The organism is Bacillus sp. FSL R5-0820 (genome assembly GCF_038593385.1).
Classification (GTDB): Bacteria; Bacillota; Bacilli; order Bacillales; family Bacillaceae; genus Bacillus; species Bacillus altitudinis.
The window spans coordinates 521585-537418 of the sequence record NZ_CP151991.1; the positions used below are offsets into that span (position 1 = coordinate 521585).

Genomic DNA, 15834 nt, shown 5'->3' on the forward strand with positions numbered 1-15834 from the left:
TGAGAAAGAGAGGCGAAAAAACATGATCAAACGTACAGTGAAACAAGTCGCCCAAATGGCTGGTGGCACATTATCGAATGAAGCTTTTGGCGAAGAACAGATACACGGAGTGACAACAGATACACGAAAAGTATCAAAAGGCGCACTATTTATCCCGCTTATCGGGGAACATTTTAACGGTCACACTTTTGCTTCAAAAGCAGTGGAGCTTGGAGCGGCAGCGGTTCTTTGGAATGAAACAGAAGCGAACCCACCATCCGGTGTACCTGTCATTCTTGTAGAGGATACTCTGACAGCACTCCAACAGCTTGCGAAATCATACTTAAAAGAGGAAAACCCTCGAGTTGTCGGTATTACTGGAAGTAATGGCAAAACAACGACGAAAGACATGATCCATTCTGTCCTACAAACGACATACAGAGTCCATAAAACAGATGGCAACTTTAATAATCATATTGGACTTCCACTGACCATCCTTGCAATGCCAGAAGGAACAGAGATTGCTGTATTAGAGATGGGCATGAGTGCAAAAGGAGAAATCGAATTTTTATCTAATCTCGCTGAACCTGATGCAGCTGTCATCACCAATATTGGAGAATCTCATATGCAGGATCTAGGATCAAGAGAAGCCATTGCAGATGCAAAATGTGAGATCACAAAAGGGTTAAAAGAGGATGGGACTTTTTATTATTTAGGAGACGAGCCTTTACTCCGCCAAAGAGCAAATGCCCTTGCACGTAGCGTAAAAACATTTGGGGAATCAGAGGACTGTGATATCAAGGTGATTCACATCCACCAACTCGCTGAAGGCACTGAATTTCAAGTGGAGGGATATGCTCAAGGGTTTCTCATTCCTGTATTAGGGAAACACAATGTAAAGAATGCTCTTGCAGCTATTGCAATCGGCCAGCATTTCGGTCTGAATGAAAGGCAAATTGCCCAAGGGCTAATGCAAACGAAATTGACAGGCATGCGTTTAGAACTGTTTAAAACAGATAAGGGCATCACGGTTATCAACGATGCGTATAATGCGAGTCCTACGTCGATGAAAGCAGCGATTGATCTTGTAGGAGATATGGATGGCTTTGCTAACCGCATACTCGTTCTCGGAGATATGCTGGAGATGGGCAGTGAAGAAGAGACCTATCATTTTGAAGTAGGGGAGTACATCAAGCCTGAGTTTATTGATCATGTTTTAACGTTTGGCCGTCTTGGCGCATTCATTGCTGAAGGAGCAAAGAAAGCATTTGGAGACGACCGCGTGTCTTCTTATATGGACAAAGAAGAACTGAAGAAAAAACTAGCGGATGTGGCAGGACCTGACGATGTCGTTCTGGTCAAAGCTTCCCGTGGCATGAGATTGGAAGACGTTATTACTGCACTATAAATCAGATCGGCAAAGAAGGTGACAGGGTGATTGGCTGTCTATGTATACACGGTTTTACTGGTGCCCCGTATGAAGTAGAGCCGCTTGCGGAATATTTAAAGCAGACGACAGATTGGACGGTACAATCTGTCACGCTTCCGGGGCATGGGGAGAAACTTCAGCTCAAAGGCATTCTCTATCAGGAGTGGATTGCCACCGCTGAATTAGAACTCTTATCCCTTTACCGAACATGTGACACCATTTATTTGGTCGGCTTTTCTATGGGCGGGATGATTGCCTCATATTTAGCAGCGAAGTATCCAGTGGCCCGTCTTGTTCTGTTAAGTGCTGCTGCTAAATATGTAAACCCAAAACAAATGATTCAAGACACAAGGCAGCTGGTGAAGGAATCCTTGTCTGGTTTGATTGATACGAACCCATTGTATGATCGATATCGTCATAAGCTGACGAGTACACCGCTATCAGCTGCTGTAGAATTTATGAAATTGGTGAAGCAAACGAAAGGCTCTCTTGAAAAGCTACATCTACCAGTCTTGATCGTTCAAGGTGAAAGTGATGGGATCGTACCCGCTTCTAGTGCAGAATTCATTTATCATAAAATCCCGTCCCGTCAGAAAGAAATGTTCTATTTACCGGATTGTAAACATCACGTATGTCATGAGCCTTGTGCACAGCAATTGTTTGAGAAAGTCGAACAATTTCTAAAAAAAACAATTTAATCTATAGAAAAGCTAAAATGTGGCTAAACTAATATAAATTGAATCCCACTTGTTAAAATTTGCATCATTTTTGTCGAATGAGTGACAGGCCTATGTTACAATAGGTAAGAAAAGGTGGTCGATTCGGTTGTTTCAATATGACGGAAAAACCTTTATCCCGCAGTCTAATTCGAGCAATGGGGAAGTATCGGAAGGAACCATATTTCAATATCGTCAGGACGGGAATATTTTAACGGGCACATATCAAGGCGGCAGTATTCAATCTGGCGTGCTTGTAGGAACTGTGAATAAAGACGGAGCACTTCATTTTAGATATCATCATGTAAGTAAGGATGGCAGCATGAGAAGCGGTTCATGTCATTCCACCCCTAAGCAGCTGGATAACGGAAAAATTCAACTGTTTGAAAAGTGGAAATGGATGGACGGAGATCAAAGTGAAGGTGAATCTGTCATTGTCGAGCAGTAGATATATCCATTTCTGTCTTGTTGAAAAACAAATAGTGTAATGGTAAGATATAATGTAGGGTAATTCGGGCTTTGTATATAATGGACCTGTCCTTTCATACAAAGGGCAGTTTTTAATGATCATTCACGAGATTACTGAAACAGCAATTAGAAGGAGTTTGAATAAATTGACTATAACGTTTCAAGATTTTCAATTAAGCGAAAGTCTCATGAAAGCTATTAACCGCATGGGATTTGAAGAAGCAACACCGATTCAAGCAGAAACGATTCCTCTCGGTCTTCAGAATAAAGATGTCATCGGACAAGCACAAACAGGAACAGGAAAAACTGCAGCATTTGGTATTCCTCTTGTAGAAAAAATCGATCCAGCGTCTCCTAACATCCAAGCGATCATCATTGCACCAACAAGAGAATTAGCGATTCAAGTATCTGAAGAGCTATACAAAATCGGCCAAGACAAGCGTGCACGTGTACTTCCAATTTACGGTGGACAAGATATCGGCCGTCAAATCCGTTCGCTCAAGAAAAATCCTCATATCATTGTAGGAACTCCAGGACGTTTACTTGATCACATTAATCGTCGCACAATGCGTCTTCAAAATGTTGAAACAGTCGTGCTTGATGAAGCAGACGAAATGCTTAACATGGGTTTCATCGAAGACATTGAAGCGATCCTTTCAAATGTACCAAGTGAACACCAAACACTTTTATTCTCTGCGACAATGCCTGCACCAATTAAGCGTATTGCAGAGCGTTTCATGACAAACCCAGAACATGTAAAAGTAAAAGCGAAAGAAATGACTGTATCTAACATCCAGCAGTTCTACTTGGATATTCACGAGCGTAAGAAGTTTGATACATTGACTCGTCTTCTTGACATTCAATCACCAGAGCTTTCAATTGTTTTCGGCCGTACAAAGCGCCGCGTTGACGAATTGACTGAAGCATTAAACCTTAGAGGTTATACAGCTGAAGGAATTCATGGTGACTTGACTCAGGCGAAACGTATGGTTGCGCTTCGTAAATTTAAAGAAGGTTCAATCGATGTGCTTGTCGCAACAGACGTTGCAGCACGTGGACTTGATATCTCAGGTGTTACACATGTGTATAACTTCGACGTACCACAAGATCCAGAAAGCTATGTACACCGTATTGGACGTACAGGCCGTGCTGGACGTACAGGTATGGCGATGACATTCATCACACCACGTGAAAAAGATATGCTTCGTGCGATTGAGCAAACGACTAAGCGTAAAATGGATCGTATGAAAGAACCAACTCTAGACGAGGCAATTGAAGGACAACAACAAGTCACAGTTGACCGTCTACGCACAATCATTAGTGAGAACAACTTGAACTTCTACATGACAGCAGCTGCTGAATTATTAGAAGATCATGACTCTGTCACAGTGGTTGCGGCTGCTATCAAAATGATGACAAAAGAGCCGGATGCAACGCCTGTTCGTTTGACAGATGAAGCACCAATGATTTCAAAACGCAATCGTAACAACCGCAGCTCTTCTAAACGCAGAGACGGCGGCGGTGGTGGCGGCTATCGCGGAAAAAGCCGTTCATCTTACGGTGATAAAAAGCGTTCTTCAAATGACCGCAATCGTTCTTCTAACGATCGTCGTCAAAAGAAATCTTATAACAGCTAACATACAAGAGCGAATCCTTTGCAGGGTTCGCTTTTTTTAACAGGCTTTATGAAACTTTTTAGGCTTTCTTTCGTAATATATTGATAGAAAAGTAAGAGAATGGGGGAAGAATGTGAGAAAACAGCCGCAACGTCAAATCAGCTTAAATGGATTAAAAGTATGGCGTCTTCAAAATGGAATTATCTCATTGATTTTCTTATTCATCATCATTGGGGTATTTGTAGCTAGTTATTATTTTCAATGGCCATATTGGATTGGAGCCATCCTCATCGGATTGTGGATTTTACAGGTCATCTTCGGAATCTGGCTCATCCCGAAAATCCGCCATCACATCTGGCGCTACGAAGTATTTGAGAACGAAATTGAAATACAGCACGGATTGATTCGTGTCACACGTGTCATTGTGCCAATGGTACGTGTTCAGCATGTGGATACATCTCAAGGGCCGCTTTTAAGGCGCTACCGGTTGGCATCTGTTCAAATTTCTACTGCTGCGACAGTGCATGATATTCCGGCACTGGAATTAGAAGAGGCAGATGAGCTTCGCGATTACATATCTCGATTAGCAAGGGTGACGGAAGATGATGTCTGAACCAAAACGTGTACATCCAATTTCGATGTTCATTGATTTTATATCAGATGCCGTATCCATGATCAAAAACTTTATTATCCCTTTTTTCGTGCTTATTTTTGTGAACTCGAATTCAAGTATTCGTTTTTATGCGTTCATCATTCTTGGTGTGCTTCTTTTATGGAAAGCTGTTTCAACCGTTTTAGCATGGAGACGATTCACCTACCGAATGGAAGACGATGAATTTCGAGTGGAATCAGGTGTCATCACCAAAAAGAAAAAGTATATCTCATTAGAACGAATTCAAACGGTGAATACAAGTGAAGGCATCTTCCAGCGGATTTTTGGTTTGGTTCGGGTGCAAATCGAAACGGCAGGCGGGACGGATGGACCTGAAGTGAGCCTGACGGCCATTACAAAAGCAGAAGCTGAGCAACTAAAGCAATCGATTTTCAACCGGAAGAAAAGCTTGCAACAAGAAGAAATGAATGATGAAAATTTAGATCTAACTGATCCTCTGACAGCGCAACAGCCTGTAGAAAAAGAAATCAGTGTTTCCTACCGAATGGGTATACCAGAGCTGCTTTTGGCTGCGACCACTTCAAGCGGAATCGGCGTCATTATTTCTGGGTGTCTCGCCATTTACACACAAATAGATGAAATTCTGCCTTTGGACGGATTCCTCAAACGGTTTTCTTTTTTAAGTCATGCGAGTGTTGAGATTTATGCGATTCTCATATTTATTGCCGTATTGATTGCGTGGATTCTTAGTGTTGGGGTAACAGCCCTTCAATATGCGAATTTTAACGCAAAACGAAAAGGGAAAGACATCATCATCACAAGAGGACTCATCGAAAGGCATCAAATGACCATTCCGCTTGCGAGAATTCAAGCAGTGAAAATCAAAGAAAATATTTTGCGTGAACCATTTGGTTTTGCGACGGTCATGCTTGTCAGCGCAGGAGGTTCCATTACAGAAAAAGAGACCTCTTCTGTCTTATTTCCACTCATACGGAAGAAAAAAATCAATGAATTGTTAACGCAATTTACAGATCAATATCAGCTGGCACCAGAAAGTGAATTGAAAAAAGTGCCGAAGCGTTCACTAAAACGTTATCTGATATCTTACGGATTTGTTCCATTACTTGTAGGTATAATCCTTTCTGTACGTTTTCCACCATGGGGATATTTGGCGCTGATTCCATTACCATTTGCCTTGTTCTTTGGGTATTTAGCCTATAAACAATCAGGATATGTGATCAAAGATCAGCTGATTCAGTTAACGACAAGAGGTATCGGCAAGACCACCGGAATTGTTTTAAGAAAACGAATGCAAAACTATACGATGACCCAATCCTATTTTCAAAAGAAAGGGCGGGTGGCAAGTATTCACACCTTTGTGAAGTCCTCTGCCTTGCTTGATTCCTTTGGTGTGCATCACCTTGAAGAGGAAGATGCTGAACGTGTATGCGATTGGTATTCCTATGAAACGAATCAATCAACTTAAACAAAAAATGTCGATCAGCTCCCGTTAAACAGAGTGATCGACATTTTTTATGAGCTTAATAGCGTCGTTTTTTTGAATGGAAGAATAGGGTGATCGGTGCTAGGATCATGCCGCCTATCAATCCAAATAAGTGGGCCATGATGTTGATGTTCGAGTTGACGAACGTCATAATGACAGAAACGCCGAGAATCGTTAAGATGACCTGAGAATTACCACGGTCCATCATATGCGGTTTAAATAGGACAAGATAAAGATAGACGCCAAATAAACCAAATATCGCACCAGAAGCCCCGACATGTACGTACTCTAAAGGCTCCACCCAATAGGTTCCGAGATTGCCAATGAATCCAGCACCCAGATAAATCACAAGAAATCGAACCTTTCCAAGCAAATACTCAAGTGCTGGAGCGAATAGGAAGAGCGACATGGAATTGAACAGAATATGTGTCAGACTTCCATGAAGAAAAATAGGCGTTAAAAGCCGCCACCATTCTCCTGCTGCAACACCATAATTAAAACCAACGAGATGGTCCTGCCCAAGCTGGATCATTGGAATAGGGATTGCAAATAAAAGCCATAGGCCGATTTGCAAAGCAAGGATCGCTGTTACGATTGGATACGATCTAATAAATTGTTGAAAGCTCTCCGTTCGAATAAACATAACAAACCCCTTTTGACTAGATAATGGTAAGTTTATAGTAACACGTTTATGAAGAGAGCAACCAAATTAGTACGAGTATCATAGGAGGTACCTCATGATTAAAGGAATCGGTATGGATATTGTAGAGATCGGCCGGCTGTCACGAGTGCTTAGCAGGCAGCCCCGTTTACCAGAAAGAATTTTGACTTTACGTGAACAAGAAGACTTTCGTACACTAAGTAAAAAGAGACAGCTGGAGTTTCTGGCAGGACGTTTTGCGGCGAAGGAAGCATTCGCAAAAGCATACGGTACGGGAATTGGTCAATATGTAAGCTTTCACGACATCGAGATACAAAAAGATGCGAACGGAAAACCTCTCATCAAAAGTGAGAAAACAAAAGAAGACTACGTTCATGTATCCATTACACACACAAAAGAATATGCTGCAGCACAAGTTTTAATTGAAAGGTTGTCAAGCTAGTCTGCATATTGTTTGTCCCCCCTTCATATATTGGGTAGTGCGATAAGGAAGGGCGAGTTGCTAACAGGCTTTGATGGTTCGCGGTACGCAGTTCACTCTTGAGGCGTACTGTTAAAGTCAAACAAGCGGTTTCTTCCTTTTAACACAATTAACGAAGGGGTTGAAAAGGGTGAGAAAAAGCTTTGTTTTGCTTGTAACGGGGATCCTTTTTGTACTGATTCTCTCCGCATGCGGTCAAAAATCTCAACAGGATATCGTTGGAGATTTAAACAAAAAGGCAGAGGAAATGACATCATACAAAGCCAAAGCAAAAATGACCATTGAGACAGGAAATGATCCGCAGGAATACCATGTGGAAATTTGGTACAAGAAGCCGGAGCTTTACCGTGTCTACTTAGAAAATCCGAAGAAGGATCAGAGTCAAGTCATTTTAAGAAATGGCAATGGTGTATTTGTGCTGACACCTTCATTAAACAAAAGCTTCCGCTTCCATAGCGATTGGCCGAACAACAGCAGTCAGGTGTATTTATTTGAATCGCTTGTGAAAGACATTAAAAATGACAGTGCAGCTCAGTTCAAAGCAAAAGAGTCGAAGTACGTTTTTGAAACAAAAACCAACTATCAGCACAATCAAATGCTGCCGACCCAAGAGATTACTTTTCATAAAAAAACAATGGCGCCTGCTAGTGTGAAAGTACTGGACAGCGATAAAAAGCCAATGGTGAAAGTAGAATTCTCTCACTTTGAATTCAACAAATCCTTTGACAAAGATGCCTTTGATGAGAAGAAAAATATGACACTTTCTCAAATGGATGTTGCCACAAGTGCAGATCCATCTGACAGCTTTGCTGTGAAAACGCCTGTGGATATGCCAGAGGGCGTGAAGAAAATGGAAGAGAAAGAAATGACAACAGATGCTGGAAAGCGGTATGTGATGACGTATGGCGGAAAGAAATCCTTCACGCTCATTCAGGAAAAAGCGCGGGTAGCAGAAGCGTCTACGCCTGTGACGATGAATGGCGAGCCAGTCGATCTTGGCATGACAGTGGGTGTTCTGACAGACAAATCTCTTTCTTGGACATCTGATGGAGTTGACTATTTAATTTCTTCAAGTGATTTATCGAAAGAAGAACTCTTAATGGTCGCCAAAAGTGTAGAAGGACAGTCAGCGAAATAGGCGAGATTCTTAACATAACAACAAATCAGCCCTGTGCAGGGGCTGATTTTCTTTGAGTTGTTTCACATTATTCTGGATTTTTAGTATCATAATGAAGTATTGAATCATTCAATAGGGAAGTGTGATGAATGGACACAAATGCCTTTTATAGAGACACATGGGCAGAAATTGATTTAACAGCAATCAAGCATAATGTTTCACATATGAAAGACCATATTGGTCAAAGCGTCCAACTAATGGCTGTTGTGAAAGCCAATGCATATGGACATGGAGATATAGAAGTGGCAAAAGCTGCCCTCGAAGCAGGAGCAGACCTATTAGCCGTCGCTTTTTTAGATGAAGCCATTTCTTTAAGAAATAAAGGTGTAAAAGCACCTATTCTTGTGCTCGGCGCAGTACCGTCAGAGTATGTCAAAGTCGCCGTTAGATACAACGTTATCATGACTGCTTACTCTATCCAGTGGCTGAGAGAAGTCGTCAAAGTGATGAAAGGGCAGATGGGACAACCCATTCGTTTCCACTTGAAAATCGACAGCGGCATGAATCGGTTAGGTGTGAAAACAATCGAGCAGGTGAGCGAAGTAAAAGAGCTTGTCCACGCTCATTCTTTTTTACAGCTGGAAGGAGTATTTACTCACTTTGCCACAGCGGATGAAAAAGATGAAAACTACTTCGGTATGCAGGTTGATACGTTTAAAACATTGCTTCAACCGCTTCATACGGACAAACTGCTCATTCATTGCGCCAACAGTGCAGCAGGTCTAAGGTTTAAAGACACTTTATTTAATATGGTTCGTTTTGGCATCAGTATGTACGGGCTGTCGCCGTCGGAAGAAATCAAAGATGAATTGCCGTTTGAACTGGAAGAAGCATTATCTCTTCATACAAAACTTGCACATGTAAAGCCCATTCAAAAGGGTGAGAGCGTGAGCTATGGTGCAACTTATACAGCGAATCAAGATACATGGATTGGTACGATTCCAATCGGGTATGCAGACGGCTGGATCAGGAAGCTTGCCGGAACAGAAGTGCTCGTTGGCGGAAAACGCCGAAAAATTGCTGGAAGGGTGTGCATGGATCAATTCATGGTTGATTTGAAAAAGGACATTCCGGCAGGGGAGCCAGTCGTGCTCATCGGCACACAAGGCGAAGACAGGATATCTGTCGATGAAATAGCCAAGCGGCTTGAAACCATTAACTACGAAGTCACATGTTCTGTTGGCTACCGCGTCCCAAGAGTCTATATAGAGGACGGCAAAAGGGTTCATGTACGTAATCCGCTGCTTCAAGGCGGGCCAAGCTTTTTATAAACAGCATCCACGGGAACGATGTTCAAACTGACATCGTTCTCTTTTATTCTACAAAGGCATCATAAACATTCTCCCTTTTTTAGAGATTTTGGAAATACCGTATGATTTTCGGAAAAAAGCGTATAATGGGAAAGAGGAACTCCATTATCATCTTGATTTACGGGTGGCGAGCCGCTTCATGTTCTAATAAGAAATCATGAAAAAACAGCTTTGCTTGTGCATTGAATAATGGTATGATTAGTCTTGGAATGGATCGAAACGGTATCCGTAAGTTTTGTGGAGGTGTATGTTTTTTGTCTGAATCCAGCGCAACAAATGAAATGAAGATTCGACTGCCGGAGGCTTTAATGTCTGAGATCGAACGAGTAGCAGAGCAGGATAAGGTAACAAGAAATGAATTGATCTACCGAGCGACAAAAACGTATATTCGTGAACGTAATATTCGACAAAATCGTGAATCGATGAGACGCGGCTACATGGAGATGGCGAAAATTAATCTGAATATCTCTTCAGAGGCACAATACGCAGAATTTGAGGCTGAGAATACAGTTGAGCGATTAGTCAGCGGGGGTTAAACATTTGATTGTTAAACGCGGTGATGTTTACTTTGCTGATTTATCTCCTGTTGTTGGCTCCGAGCAGGGCGGGGTTCGCCCGGTATTGGTGATTCAAAATGACATTGGAAATCGCTTCAGCCCGACTGCTATCGTTGCAGCCATAACAGCCCAAATACAAAAAGCGAAATTACCGACTCACGTCGAAATTAATGCAAAGCGCTACGGCTTTGAACGAGATTCTGTCATTCTTTTGGAACAGATTCGTACAATCGATAAACAAAGATTGACAGATAAAATCACACATCTTGATGATGAGATGATGGAGAAGGTTGATGAAGCCTTACAAGTTAGTTTGGCTCTTATTGATTTTTAATATGGTGATACTTGGTTGCTCTACTGGGAGCAACTTTTTTTGTGTTCAATTTTTTTTAACGTTATAATGAAGAAAGACTAGAGAAGAGCTTTAAATGTAAGTAGGGGGTAAAACATGTCGAATCATATCGTGTTAGCTTTTGCAAGAAAGCACCAAAAGGAATTAGAAAAAGAGTGGACGGACATTTTAAAACGACTCGGAGAAAAAGAAACGGACATGATGCTGAACGACAAAATGTATGAAACCATCTGTTCGGAATATGTTCAACTCATCATTACATCTCTTTCAGAGGGGGATCATGAGGATTTTGAAGAAAAAGTGCAAAATTTTGCTTTAAAAATTGTTCAAATGGGTATATCACTTAAGTTACTGGCAAACGGTCTAACAGAAATCCGTACACATTTATATGAAAAAATGAACGATGACAAAGATACAACACAAGAAAGTCATGACCTCATCTGGCAAATCGATCGATTCATCACACCCATCCATAATGAGATCTTAAACCAGTATTCCATCTCATGGGAAAAAACCGTCAGCCTTCAAAAAATTGCGCTGCAGGAACTTTCTGCCCCGCTAATCCCTGTATTTGAGCACATCACCGTCATGCCGCTTGTTGGAACAATTGATACAGATCGTGCGAAAAAAATTATGGAGAACCTGCTTAATGGTGTCGTCAAACATCGCTCACAGGTCGTCTTGATTGATATCACGGGTGTACCTGTCGTGGACACAATGGTGGCCCACCATATCATTCAAGCGTCAGAGGCTGTGAGATTAGTAGGAGCGAAGTGTTTACTTGTCGGTATTCGCCCAGAAATAGCCCAAACGATCGTTAACCTTGGAATTGATTTATCTCAGGTTACAACAAAGAATACCCTTCAAAAAGGAATTCAAACTGCTTTGGAAATGACAAATCGAAAAATTGTTTCATTGGAGGGATAACCAATTGAGAAATCACCCGAAGATTCCAATCTTAAAATTATATAATTGTCTTCTGATTTCAATACAGTGGGAGCTTGATGATCAAACAGCTCTTCACTTTCAAGAAGACTTGCTGAATAAAATTCATGAAACAGGAGCAAACGGTGTGGTCATTGACTTAACATCCGTCGATATGATTGATTCATTTATCGCCAAGGTATTAGGTGATGTGATCACCATGTCCAAGCTCATGGGGGCAAAAGTTGTATTAACAGGAATACAACCGGCAGTCGCTGTGACGCTTATTGAACTTGGCATTTCACTGGAAGAAATTCAGACAGCACTAGATCTTGAACAAGGGCTTGAGACACTGAAGCGGGAATTGGGGGAATAGATATGAAAGACCAATCCTGTGTAAAAATATTGACGGAATGGGACATAGTCGCAGCAAGACAATTGGGGCGCAATGTTGCAAAAGAACTTGGTTTTGGAACAGTTGACCAAGCAAGAATTACGACGGCCATTTCAGAATTAGCTCGTAACATCTATTTATACGCTGGTAAAGGTCAGATTTGTATAGAAGAAGTAATGGAGCGCGGAAAGCGTGGACTCAAAGTCATCGCAGCCGATGAGGGTCCTGGCATTATGGATATACGTAAAGTAATGGAAGACGGATTTTCTACATCAGGCGGACTCGGAGCAGGCTTGCCGGGCGTCAGAAGACTGATGGATGAATTTAAATTAGATTCCGCACCAGAACAAGGAACTGAGATACAAGCTGTCAAGTGGCTTCGCTAGGAGGGAAACCATGGATTTTAAGGAGGTAATGGAGCAGCGGTATCATCAGCTGCTCAGTCGTTATATCAGTGATTTAACTGAAACATCGCTTTATCAAGCTCAAAAATTTAGCCGTAAAACCATTGAGCATCAAATACCTCCTGAAGAAATAGTGAGTGTTCACCGAAAAGTGATTCAGGAGCTTTACCCTGATTTGCCGGAAGATGTCTTTCATTCACTAGACTTTTTAATTGAAGTCATGATTGGATACGGACTTGCCTACCAGGAGCATTTAACACTAAGAGGCATCCAGCAAGAAATTAAGTCGGAAATTGAAATTGCTGCAAATGTTCAGCAAACCCTTCTGGAAACGAAAATTCCAGAAGGAGACACATTTGATATCGGAGCCATCAGTGTGCCGGCAAAACAGATGAGTGGGGATTATTACCATTTCGTAACAGATCACGATACAATCAATATCGCGATTGCAGACGTCATTGGGAAAGGCATTCCAGCTGCGCTCTGTATGTCGATGATTAAGTATGCGATGGATTCCTTGCCAGAGTCAGGCAGCGGTCCAACGAAAGTGCTCAAAACCCTTAATCGTGTGGTCGAGCAAAACGTAGACCCAAGCATGTTTATCACCATGTTTTATGGCAGCTATAATAAAGAAACACATGAATTTAAGTACGCATCGGCTGGACATGAGCCGGGCTTTTTCTATTGCAAAAAAGAGAATCAATTTTACGATTTAGATGCAAAAGGTCTTGTCCTTGGAATCGCACCAGACTTTGATTACAGGGAGTATGAGCAGCATTTGGACGTAGGAGATATGGTGATCTTATTTTCAGATGGGGTCACCGAATCCAAGTCAGAGGACGGCTTCTTAGAGCGCGAAGATATCAAAGCGCTCATAGCAGAGCATCTTTCCTATTCAGCACAGGAAATGGTCGACGCTATCTATGCAAGCTTACTCAAATTACAAGATTTTCAGCTTCACGATGACTTTACTTTACTTGTCCTTAAAAGAAAGGTTTAGAAAGTGAATATGCGGGTATATAAAACTTTAGGAAACAAGAATTTCGAGGTGAATGCATAATGAATATGTCTGTAAAAGAGCATCAAATAGATCATAAGACGAAAATTAGTGTCAGCGGAGAAATCGATGTGTACTCTGCTCCTGAGCTGAGAGAAACCCTTATGCCCAAAGCAGAGAAAGGAGAGCATCTTGACATTTGTCTGAAAGATGTTACTTACATGGATAGTACAGGTTTAGGTGTGTTTGTTGGGCTGTTCAAAGCGGCTCAAAAAGCAGGAGGATCATTAAAGCTTGAGAACTTGTCGGATCGGCTTGTCAGATTGTTTGAAATCACTGGACTAAAGGACATCATTGACATTTCTGCAAAGTCAGAGGGTGGGGTACAATGAACGAATCAGTAGATCTAATCGAGATGAAAATACCGGCGAAACCAGAATACGTAGGCATCATTCGTCTGACTCTTTCAGGCGTTGCAAGCCGAATGGGCTATGCCTACGAAGAGATTGAGGACTTGAAAATTGCCGTCAGTGAGGCATGTACTAATGCAGTTCAGCATGCCTATAAAGGTGCAGATGGCGAAGATGGAGAGGTAGCGGTTCGCTTTCTTGTCTATGAAGATCGTCTAGAAATCATTGTCGCTGATAAAGGCGGTAGCTTTGACTTTAAGCAAAAGCAGGAAGACCTAGGGCCGTACACATCTGCTCATACGGTGGATCAATTGGCAGAAGGAGGTCTTGGTTTATACTTAATGCAAACATTGATGGATGAAGTCGAGGTGCAAGCAAACTCCGGAGTTACCGTGGCAATGACAAAGTTTTTAAACAGGGAGCGAGTTGACCATGACACAACCATCCAAAACTATGAAACTAACTAAAGATGAAGTGGATCGCCTCATTCAAAGCTATCAATCCAACCAAGACGAGCAGGCGCAGCTGACACTAGTTGAGTGTTATACAAACCTTGTGGATATGCTCGCGAAGAAATACTCCAAAGGAAAAAGCTTTCATGAGGATTTAAGACAAGTTGGAATGATTGGTCTACTCGGCGCAATTAAGCGTTATGATCCACTTGTCGGTAAATCATTTGAGGCATTTGCCATTCCAACCATTATCGGGGAAATCAAACGCTTTTTACGTGATAAAACATGGAGTGTCCATGTACCAAGACGAATTAAAGAGCTTGGACCAAGAATCAAGATGGCAGTTGATCACCTGACAACGGAAACGCAAAAGTCACCTAAAGTACAAGAAATCGCAGAATATCTAGATGTAACAGAAGAAGAAGTTCTTGAAACAATGGAGATGGGCAAAAGCTATCAAGCGCTGTCTGTTGACCAAGGGGTAGAGGCAGATTCTGAAGGAAGCACTGTGACGATTTTAGACGTCGTCGGCTCACAAGAAGAAGGGTACGAACGTGTAGACCAAAAAATGATGCTTGAAAGTGTGCTTCACGTTCTGACAGATAGAGAAAAAGAAATTATCAATCTCACGTATTTGCAAAATAAAAGCCAGAAAGAAACAGGCGATTTACTCGGCATATCTCAAATGCATGTATCAAGGCTGCAGCGGAAGGCAGTTAAAAAGCTACGAGATGCATTGTCAGAAGATGCGTCTATGGAGCTAGGGTAATGAAGCAGATCGAACAGCATGAGCATGTAAACGCCATTATCTATCAATCGAACAAAGAGGGAAAATCATGCTGCGGGGACAGTTTTTTTATTAAAGCAGATGATGAAGAACTAATTTGTGCTGTCGCAGACGGATTAGGCAGCGGCCAGTTCGCCAATGAATCATCTTCTTTAGTCAGCGAAATTGTCGAAGAATATGGACATGAGGATGTAACAACCCTCATCGATAGATGCAATCAGGCCATGAAAAATAAACGCGGGGCCACTGTAGCCATATTAAAGGTGAATTTTTCTCAGCAGCAGTTTACCTATTGTTCGGTTGGCAATATCCGATTTATCTTGAATGCACCTTCTGGCGACTATATTTATCCACTTCCGACATCAGGATATCTATCAGGTAAACCTAGAAAATACAAAACATACACCTATTCCTACGAAAAAGGATCGACATTCATTATGTATTCAGACGGACTGAATGTGCCAAACATGCGAATGTGTTTAAAGCATAGCCATTCAGTTGCAGATATCGCCAAACAACTTGAAACATACACACAAGACAAGAAAGACGATCTCACCTATGTACTTGGTCAGCTTACATGAAATAGCTGACCTTTTTTCTGTT

20 protein-coding genes are annotated in these 15834 nt (G+C 41.8%); 19 read left to right on the top strand and 1 reads right to left on the bottom strand.

Going from position 1 to position 15834, the window contains the following annotated elements; translation table 11 throughout:
• Positions 1-22 precede the first annotated feature (22 nt).
• The 6 genes from murF (at position 23) to NST15_RS02550 (ending at position 6307) form a co-directional block, all read left to right on the top strand.
• The gene (gene murF / locus NST15_RS02525) at positions 23-1387 is read left to right on the top strand and encodes a UDP-N-acetylmuramoyl-tripeptide--D-alanyl-D-alanine ligase (protein ID WP_048001255.1); all 1365 of its coding nucleotides are present in this window, start codon (positions 23-25) and stop codon (positions 1385-1387) included.
• Between the two features lie 26 nt (positions 1388-1413).
• Positions 1414-2106, top strand: coding sequence for an alpha/beta fold hydrolase (locus NST15_RS02530; RefSeq protein WP_206115994.1), 693 nt, complete (start codon positions 1414-1416; stop codon positions 2104-2106).
• Positions 2107-2233: 127 nt separating this feature from the next.
• Positions 2234-2572 (top strand): hypothetical protein, encoded by a 339-nt coding sequence (locus NST15_RS02535; protein WP_017358401.1) that lies wholly within the window; start codon positions 2234-2236, stop codon positions 2570-2572.
• 166 nt (positions 2573-2738) lie between these two features.
• The gene (locus NST15_RS02540; protein ID WP_057078436.1) at positions 2739-4229 is read left to right on the top strand and encodes a DEAD/DEAH box helicase; all 1491 of its coding nucleotides are present in this window, start codon (positions 2739-2741) and stop codon (positions 4227-4229) included.
• Positions 4230-4341: 112 nt separating this feature from the next.
• A complete protein-coding gene (locus NST15_RS02545) occupies positions 4342-4821 on the top strand; it encodes a PH domain-containing protein (RefSeq protein ID WP_008346922.1) in 480 nt (159 codons plus the stop codon).
• The gene (locus NST15_RS02550) at positions 4811-6307 is read left to right on the top strand and encodes a PH domain-containing protein (protein ID WP_342498821.1); all 1497 of its coding nucleotides are present in this window, start codon (positions 4811-4813) and stop codon (positions 6305-6307) included. Before NST15_RS02545 ends, NST15_RS02550 begins: the two co-directional genes overlap by 11 nt.
• A 55-nt stretch (positions 6308-6362) precedes the next feature.
• On the opposite strand, the gene NST15_RS02555 is transcribed toward NST15_RS02550, so the two are convergent.
• Positions 6363-6968, bottom strand: coding sequence for a rhomboid family intramembrane serine protease (locus NST15_RS02555; protein WP_007496491.1), 606 nt, complete (start codon positions 6966-6968; stop codon positions 6363-6365).
• A 94-nt stretch (positions 6969-7062) separates the two neighbouring features.
• Here NST15_RS02555 and acpS point away from each other — a divergent pair, with 94 nt between their 5' ends.
• From acpS to NST15_RS02620, 13 genes are all read left to right on the top strand, one after another.
• Positions 7063-7428: a holo-ACP synthase gene (gene acpS, locus NST15_RS02560; protein ID WP_048001253.1), complete on the top strand. Its 366-nt coding sequence runs from the start codon at positions 7063-7065 to the stop codon at positions 7426-7428.
• A gap of 160 nt (positions 7429-7588) precedes the next feature.
• Positions 7589-8605 (top strand): outer membrane lipoprotein-sorting protein, encoded by a 1017-nt coding sequence (locus NST15_RS02565; protein ID WP_007496489.1) that lies wholly within the window; start codon positions 7589-7591, stop codon positions 8603-8605.
• Positions 8606-8733: 128 nt separating this feature from the next.
• Positions 8734-9915 carry an alanine racemase gene (alr, locus tag NST15_RS02570; protein WP_342498822.1) on the top strand — a complete coding sequence of 394 codons (1182 nt, stop codon included), beginning with the start codon at positions 8734-8736 and terminating at the stop codon, positions 9913-9915.
• A gap of 293 nt (positions 9916-10208) precedes the next feature.
• Complete coding sequence (locus NST15_RS02575) at positions 10209-10490, top strand: hypothetical protein (protein ID WP_003214273.1); 282 nt, start codon at positions 10209-10211, stop codon at positions 10488-10490.
• Between the two features lie 4 nt (positions 10491-10494).
• On the top strand, positions 10495-10845 hold the full coding sequence (gene ndoA, locus NST15_RS02580; protein ID WP_003214169.1) for a type II toxin-antitoxin system endoribonuclease NdoA: 351 nt from the start codon (positions 10495-10497) through the stop codon (positions 10843-10845).
• Between the two features lie 114 nt (positions 10846-10959).
• A complete protein-coding gene (locus NST15_RS02585; RefSeq protein ID WP_007496484.1) occupies positions 10960-11790 on the top strand; it encodes an RsbT co-antagonist protein RsbRA in 831 nt (276 codons plus the stop codon).
• 4 nt (positions 11791-11794) lie between these two features.
• Positions 11795-12163, top strand: coding sequence for an RsbT antagonist protein RsbS (gene rsbS / locus NST15_RS02590; RefSeq protein ID WP_003214235.1), 369 nt, complete (start codon positions 11795-11797; stop codon positions 12161-12163).
• A 2-nt stretch (positions 12164-12165) separates the two neighbouring features.
• Positions 12166-12567: an anti-sigma regulatory factor gene (locus NST15_RS02595; RefSeq protein ID WP_003214085.1), complete on the top strand. Its 402-nt coding sequence runs from the start codon at positions 12166-12168 to the stop codon at positions 12565-12567.
• Between the two features lie 10 nt (positions 12568-12577).
• On the top strand, positions 12578-13585 hold the full coding sequence (locus NST15_RS02600; protein WP_008346904.1) for a PP2C family protein-serine/threonine phosphatase: 1008 nt from the start codon (positions 12578-12580) through the stop codon (positions 13583-13585).
• Positions 13586-13644: 59 nt separating this feature from the next.
• Complete coding sequence (locus tag NST15_RS02605; protein ID WP_008346902.1) at positions 13645-13974, top strand: anti-sigma factor antagonist; 330 nt, start codon at positions 13645-13647, stop codon at positions 13972-13974.
• A complete protein-coding gene (rsbW, locus tag NST15_RS02610) occupies positions 13971-14459 on the top strand; it encodes an anti-sigma B factor RsbW (RefSeq protein WP_007496471.1) in 489 nt (162 codons plus the stop codon). Before NST15_RS02605 ends, rsbW begins: the two co-directional genes overlap by 4 nt.
• Positions 14425-15213: an RNA polymerase sigma factor SigB gene (sigB, locus tag NST15_RS02615; protein WP_342498823.1), complete on the top strand. Its 789-nt coding sequence runs from the start codon at positions 14425-14427 to the stop codon at positions 15211-15213. Before rsbW ends, sigB begins: the two co-directional genes overlap by 35 nt.
• Entirely contained in the window at positions 15213-15812 is a 600-nt protein-coding gene (locus NST15_RS02620) for a PP2C family serine/threonine-protein phosphatase (RefSeq protein WP_008346897.1), read from the top strand. The genes sigB and NST15_RS02620 overlap by 1 nt, the downstream gene beginning before the upstream one ends.
• The last annotated feature ends 22 nt before the right edge of the window (positions 15813-15834 follow it).

Bases quoted from the DNA above. Each gene is read 5' to 3' on its own strand.
- NST15_RS02600 (WP_008346904.1), top strand. From the start codon at position 12,578: ATGGATTTTAAGGAGGTAATGGAGCAGCGGTATCATCAGCTGCTCAGT.
- NST15_RS02595 (WP_003214085.1), top strand. From the start codon at position 12,166: ATGAAAGACCAATCCTGTGTAAAAATATTGACGGAATGGGACATAGTC.
- rsbW (WP_007496471.1), top strand. From the start codon at position 13,971: ATGAACGAATCAGTAGATCTAATCGAGATGAAAATACCGGCGAAACCA.
- NST15_RS02585 (WP_007496484.1), top strand. From the start codon at position 10,960: ATGTCGAATCATATCGTGTTAGCTTTTGCAAGAAAGCACCAAAAGGAA.
- NST15_RS02550 (WP_342498821.1), top strand. From the start codon at position 4,811: ATGATGTCTGAACCAAAACGTGTACATCCAATTTCGATGTTCATTGAT.
- murF (WP_048001255.1), top strand. From the start codon at position 23: ATGATCAAACGTACAGTGAAACAAGTCGCCCAAATGGCTGGTGGCACA.
- NST15_RS02605 (WP_008346902.1), top strand. From the start codon at position 13,645: ATGAATATGTCTGTAAAAGAGCATCAAATAGATCATAAGACGAAAATT.
- acpS (WP_048001253.1), top strand. From the start codon at position 7,063: ATGATTAAAGGAATCGGTATGGATATTGTAGAGATCGGCCGGCTGTCA.
- alr (WP_342498822.1), top strand. From the start codon at position 8,734: ATGGACACAAATGCCTTTTATAGAGACACATGGGCAGAAATTGATTTA.
- NST15_RS02555 (WP_007496491.1), bottom strand. From the start codon at position 6,968: ATGTTTATTCGAACGGAGAGCTTTCAACAATTTATTAGATCGTATCCA.
- NST15_RS02620 (WP_008346897.1), top strand. From the start codon at position 15,213: ATGAAGCAGATCGAACAGCATGAGCATGTAAACGCCATTATCTATCAA.
- sigB (WP_342498823.1), top strand. From the start codon at position 14,425: ATGACACAACCATCCAAAACTATGAAACTAACTAAAGATGAAGTGGAT.